2 protein-coding genes, 1 tRNA gene and 3 rRNA genes are annotated in these 6,155 nt (G+C 45.4%); all 6 read left to right on the top strand.

Annotated features, from left to right (window positions below):
• Nucleotides 1–45: 45 nt before the first annotated feature.
• Nucleotides 46–121 (top strand) — tRNA-Ala (locus C5C17_RS18230).
• A gap of 122 nt (nucleotides 122–243) precedes the next feature.
• Nucleotides 244–1,794, top strand: a 16S ribosomal RNA gene (locus C5C17_RS18225).
• Nucleotides 1,795–2,094: 300 nt separating this feature from the next.
• A 23S ribosomal RNA gene (locus tag C5C17_RS18220) occupies nucleotides 2,095–5,016 on the top strand.
• A gap of 67 nt (nucleotides 5,017–5,083) precedes the next feature.
• Nucleotides 5,084–5,198, top strand: a 5S ribosomal RNA gene (gene rrf / locus C5C17_RS18215).
• The 16S, 23S and 5S rRNA genes sit together here with 1 tRNA gene alongside, the layout of an rRNA operon.
• 194 nt (nucleotides 5,199–5,392) lie before the next feature.
• Nucleotides 5,393–5,545 carry a hypothetical protein gene (locus tag C5C17_RS18805; protein ID WP_219820542.1) on the top strand — a complete coding sequence of 51 codons (153 nt, stop codon included), beginning with the start codon at nucleotides 5,393–5,395 and terminating at the stop codon, nucleotides 5,543–5,545.
• A 39-nt stretch (nucleotides 5,546–5,584) separates the two neighbouring features.
• Nucleotides 5,585–6,155, top strand: a 571-nt coding sequence (locus tag C5C17_RS18210) for an aminotransferase class V-fold PLP-dependent enzyme (RefSeq protein ID WP_219820541.1), incomplete at its 3' end; no start/stop codon positions are given.

Raw genomic sequence — 6,155 nt, 5'->3', positions numbered from 1 at the left:
GGGTCGCAGGTTCGAATCCTGTCTTCCCGACTTCTTTAAAAACATGGGGGCTTAGCTCAGCTGGGAGAGCGCCTGCTTTGCACGCAGGAGGTCAGCGGTTCGATCCCGCTAGTCTCCACCATTTAATTAATATCAAATGAACATTGAAAACTGAATGACAATATGTCAACGTTAATTCCAATAAAGTAACTTAAATGTTACAAACACTATTTAGTATTATGAGCTAATCAAACATCATAAATTTTTATGGAGAGTTTGATCCTGGCTCAGGATGAACGCTGGCGGCGTGCCTAATACATGCAAGTCGAGCGAACAGACGAGGAGCTTGCTCCTTTGACGTTAGCGGCGGACGGGTGAGTAACACGTAGGTAACCTACCTATAAGACTGGGATAACTTCGGGAAACCGGAGCTAATACCGGATAATATTTCGAACCGCATGGTTCGATAGTGAAAGATGGCTTTGCTATCACTTATAGATGGACCTGCGCCGTATTAGCTAGTTGGTAAGGTAACGGCTTACCAAGGCAACGATACGTAGCCGACCTGAGAGGGTGATCGGCCACACTGGAACTGAGACACGGTCCAGACTCCTACGGGAGGCAGCAGTAGGGAATCTTCCGCAATGGGCGAAAGCCTGACGGAGCAACGCCGCGTGAGTGATGAAGGTCTTCGGATCGTAAAACTCTGTTATTAGGGAAGAACAAACGTGTAAGTAACTGTGCACGTCTTGACGGTACCTAATCAGAAAGCCACGGCTAACTACGTGCCAGCAGCCGCGGTAATACGTAGGTGGCAAGCGTTATCCGGAATTATTGGGCGTAAAGCGCGCGTAGGCGGTTTTTTAAGTCTGATGTGAAAGCCCACGGCTCAACCGTGGAGGGTCATTGGAAACTGGAAAACTTGAGTGCAGAAGAGGAAAGTGGAATTCCATGTGTAGCGGTGAAATGCGCAGAGATATGGAGGAACACCAGTGGCGAAGGCGACTTTCTGGTCTGTAACTGACGCTGATGTGCGAAAGCGTGGGGATCAAACAGGATTAGATACCCTGGTAGTCCACGCCGTAAACGATGAGTGCTAAGTGTTAGGGGGTTTCCGCCCCTTAGTGCTGCAGCTAACGCATTAAGCACTCCGCCTGGGGAGTACGACCGCAAGGTTGAAACTCAAAGGAATTGACGGGGACCCGCACAAGCGGTGGAGCATGTGGTTTAATTCGAAGCAACGCGAAGAACCTTACCAAATCTTGACATCCTTTGACCCTTCTAGAGATAGAAGTTTCCCCTTCGGGGGACAAAGTGACAGGTGGTGCATGGTTGTCGTCAGCTCGTGTCGTGAGATGTTGGGTTAAGTCCCGCATCGAGCGCAACCCTTAAGCTTAGTTGCCATCATTAAGTTGGGCACTCTAAGTTGACTGCCGGTGACAAACCGGAGGAAGGTGGGGATGACGTCAAATCATCATGCCCCTTATGATTTGGGCTACACACGTGCTACAATGGACAATACAAAGGGCAGCGAAACCGCGAGGTCAAGCAAATCCCATAAAGTTGTTCTCAGTTCGGATTGTAGTCTGCAACTCGACTACATGAAGCTGGAATCGCTAGTAATCGTAGATCAGCATGCTACGGTGAATACGTTCCCGGGTCTTGTACACACCGCCCGTCACACCACGAGAGTTTGTAACACCCGAAGCCGGTGGAGTAACCATTTGGAGCTAGCCGTCGAAGGTGGGACAAATGATTGGGGTGAAGTCGTAACAAGGTAGCCGTATCGGAAGGTGCGGCTGGATCACCTCCTTTCTAAGGATATATTCGGAACATCTCGTAGAGATGATACGGAATAACGTGACATATTGTATTCAGTTTTGAATGTTTATTTTTAAACATTCATGATTAATTGAATATTGCATTGACTATTATATTTTGTTATAATACTTAATTGTGATTATTAATTAATGACATTGTACATTGAAAACTAGATAAGTAAGTAAATAGATTTTACCAAGCAAAACCGAGTGAATAGAGTTTTAAATAAGCTTGAATTCATAAAAAATAATCGCTAGTGTTCGAAAGAACACTCACAGATTAATAACTATATTAGATTAAGTTATTAAGGGCGCACGGTGGATGCCTTGGCACTAGAAGCCGATGAAGGACGTTACTAACGACGATATGCTTTGGGTAGCTGTAAGTAAGCGTTGATCCAGAGATTTCCGAATGGGGGAACCCAGCACAAGTTATGTTGTGTTATCGACAAGTGAATTCATAGCTTGTCAGAAGGCAGACCCGGAGAACTGAAACATCTTAGTACCCGGAGGAAGAGAAAGAAAATTCGATTCCCTGAGTAGCGGCGAGCGAAACGGGAAGAGCCCAAACCAATAAGCTTGCTTATTGGGGTTGTAGGACACTCTATACGGAGTTACAAAGGAATATATTAAACGAATCATCTGGAAAGTTGAATCAAAGAAGGTAATAATCCTGTAGTTGAAAATATATTCTCTCTTGAGTGGATCCTGAGTACGACGGAGCACGTGAAATTCCGTCGGAATCTGGGAGGACCATCTCCTAAGGCTAAATACTCTCTAGTGACCGATAGTGAACCAGTACCGTGAGGGAAAGGTGAAAAGTACCCCGGAAGGGGAGTGAAAGAGAACTTGAAACCGTGTGCTTACAAGTAGTCAGAGCCCGTTAATGGGTGATGGCGTGCCTTTTGTAGAATGAACCGGCGAGTTACGATCTGATGCAAGGTTAAGCAGAAAATGTGGAGCCGTAGCGAAAGCGAGTCTGAATAGGGCGTATAGTATTTGGTCGTAGACCCGAAACCAGGTGATCTACCCATGGTCAGGTTGAAGTTCAGGTAACACTGAATGGAGGACCGAACCGACTTACGTTGAAAAGTGAGCGGATGAACTGTGGGTAGCGGAGAAATTCCAATCGAACTTGGAGATAGCTGGTTCTCTCCGAAATAGCTTTAGGGCTAGCCTCAAGTGATGATTATTGGAGGTAGAGCACTGTTTGGACGAGGGGCCCCTCTCGGGTTACCGAATTCAGACAAACTCCGAATGCCAATTAATTTAACTTGGGAGTCAGAACATGGGTGATAAGGTCCGTGTTCGAAAGGGAAACAGCCCAGACCACCAGCTAAGGTCCCAAAATATATGTTAAGTGGAAAAGGATGTGGCGTTGCCCAGACAACTAGGATGTTGGCTTAGAAGCAGCCATCATTTAAAGAGTGCGTAATAGCTCACTAGTCGAGTGACACTGCGCCGAAAATGTACCGGGGCTAAACATATTACCGAAGCTGTGGATTGTCCTTTGGACAATGGTAGGAGAGCGTTCTAAGGGCGTTGAAGCATGATCGCAAGGACATGTGGAGCGCTTAGAAGTGAGAATGCCGGTGTGAGTAGCGAAAGACGGGTGAGAATCCCGTCCACCGATTGACTAAGGTTTCCAGAGGAAGGCTCGTCCGCTCTGGGTTAGTCGGGTCCTAAGCTGAGGCCGACAGGCGTAGGCGATGGATAACAGGTTGATATTCCTGTACCACCTATAATCGTTTTAATCGATGGGGGGACGCAGTAGGATAGGCGAAGCGTACGATTGGATTGTACGTCTAAGCAGTGAGATTGAGTGTTAGGCAAATCCGGCACTCTTAAGATTGAGCTGTGATGGGGAGAGGAAATTGTTTCCTCGAGTCGTTGATTTCACACTGCCGAGAAAAGCCTCTAGATAGAGATTAGGTGCCCGTACCGCAAACCGACACAGGTAGTCAAGATGAGAATTCTAAGGTGAGCGAGCGAACTCTCGTTAAGGAACTCGGCAAAATGACCCCGTAACTTCGGGAGAAGGGGTGCTCTTTAGGGTGCAAGCCCAGAAGAGCCGCAGTGAATAGGCCCAAGCGACTGTTTATCAAAAACACAGGTCTCTGCTAAACCGTAAGGTGATGTATAGGGGCTGACGCCTGCCCGGTGCTGGAAGGTTAAGAGGAGTGGTTAGCTTCTGCGAAGCTACGAATCGAAGCCCCAGTAAACGGCGGCCGTAACTATAACGGTCCTAAGGTAGCGAAATTCCTTGTCGGGTAAGTTCCGACCCGCACGAAAGGCGTAACGATTTGGGCACTGTCTCAACGAGAGACTCGGTGAAATCATAGTACCTGTGAAGATGCAGGTTACCCGCGACAGGACGGAAAGACCCCGTGGAGCTTTACTGTAGCCTGATATTGAAATTCGGCACAGCTTGTACAGGATAGGTAGGAGCCTTTGAAACGTGAGCGCTAGCTTACGTGGAGGCGTTGGTGGGATACTACCCTAGCTGTGTTGGCTTTCTAACCCGCACCACTTATCGTGGTGGGAGACAGTGTCAGGCGGGCAGTTTGACTGGGGCGGTCGCCTCCTAAAAGGTAACGGAGGCGCTCAAAGGTTCCCTCAGAATGGTTGGAAATCATTCATAGAGTGTAAAGGCATAAGGGAGCTTGACTGCGAGACCTACAAGTCGAGCAGGGTCGAAAGACGGACTTAGTGATCCGGTGGTTCCGCATGGAAGGGCCATCGCTCAACGGATAAAAGCTACCCCGGGGATAACAGGCTTATCTCCCCCAAGAGTTCACATCGACGGGGAGGTTTGGCACCTCGATGTCGGCTCATCGCATCCTGGGGCTGTAGTCGGTCCCAAGGGTTGGGCTGTTCGCCCATTAAAGCGGTACGCGAGCTGGGTTCAGAACGTCGTGAGACAGTTCGGTCCCTATCCGTCGTGGGCGTAGGAAATTTGAGAGGAGCTGTCCTTAGTACGAGAGGACCGGGATGGACATACCTCTGGTGTACCAGTTGTCGTGCCAACGGCATAGCTGGGTAGCTATGTATGGACGGGATAAGTGCTGAAAGCATCTAAGCATGAAGCCCCCCTCAAGATGAGATTTCCCAACTTCGGTTATAAGATCCCTCAGAGATGATGAGGTTAATAGGTTCGAGGTGGAAGCGTGGTGACACGTGGAGCTGACGAATACTAATCGATCGAAGACTTAATCAATTTTTTCAAGTTTTGCGACGCAAATCTTTACTTACTATCTAGTTTTGAATGTATAATCATTCATTTGTCTGGTGACAATGGCAAGGAGGTCACACCTGTTCCCATGCCGAACACAGAAGTTAAGCTCCTTAGCGCCGATGGTAGTTGGACTGACGTTCCGCTAGAGTAGGACGTTGCCAGGCAAATCATTGTATGGATGCGATGAGCTGATATTGAGACCGTGAGGTCTCTTTTTTTATGTCGAAATTTAGAAAAAGTGCTTGGAGCTAATGAATTGAGAAGAGATTAAACAACAGAAATTGTAGCGTTTCTTTTATTTTTTTAAATTATCTATTAAAATAGGAGATATTTAAAGATATATGAGGAGAAGACTTAATTGAAATTACCTATCACTCAAAAACTTGATGATTTAATTCATCATCATGCTATCTCATTACATGTTCCAGGACATAAAAATATGACTATCGGTTATTTAGATGCATTATCTTTGAAAATGGATATGACTGAAATCACGGGTCTAGATGATTGACATCATCCAGAAAATACTATTTTAGAAAGTATGAATCGTGTGAATAAGCATCCTAATTATGATGCTTATTATTTAGTTAATGGTACAACTTCAGGCATTTTATCAGTTATACAAGCATTTACTCATATAAAAGGTCGTTATCTAATTAGCCGTAATGTACATAAATCAGTTTTTAATGCTTTAGATTTAACTCAACAGTCTGCAGATATTTTGCCTATGTACAGAAGTGATAAAAGTTACCAGTATTTAGCGCCTTTGATAGATACTAAAATGTTACGACATCAAAAACTCGCTGTCGTTACTTATCCAAATTATTATGGAGAATGCTTTGATATCAAACAGTGTGTTAAACAATTTCACGATTACAATATACCTGTTTTAATTGATGAGGCTCATGGTGCCCATTTTAATTTGAAACACTTTCCTAAATCAGCTTTAGAATCAGAAGCTGACTATGTTGTTCAATCGTATCACAAAACTTTGCCTGCGCTTACTATGGGATCAGTATTATTTATTCATAAAAATGCACCTTTGAAAGATGAAGTTATTAAATATTTAGGTATTTTTCAAACTTCTAGTCCATCTTATTTAGTAATGTCGAGCATTGAAC

Source organism: Pseudoclavibacter sp. RFBA6 (genome assembly GCF_002931575.1).
GTDB classification, from domain to species: Bacteria; Actinomycetota; Actinomycetes; order Actinomycetales; family Microbacteriaceae; genus Pseudoclavibacter; species Pseudoclavibacter terrae.
Note: the sequence above shows the minus strand (reverse complement) of the source record. Positions and strands in the feature narration are given on the sequence as shown.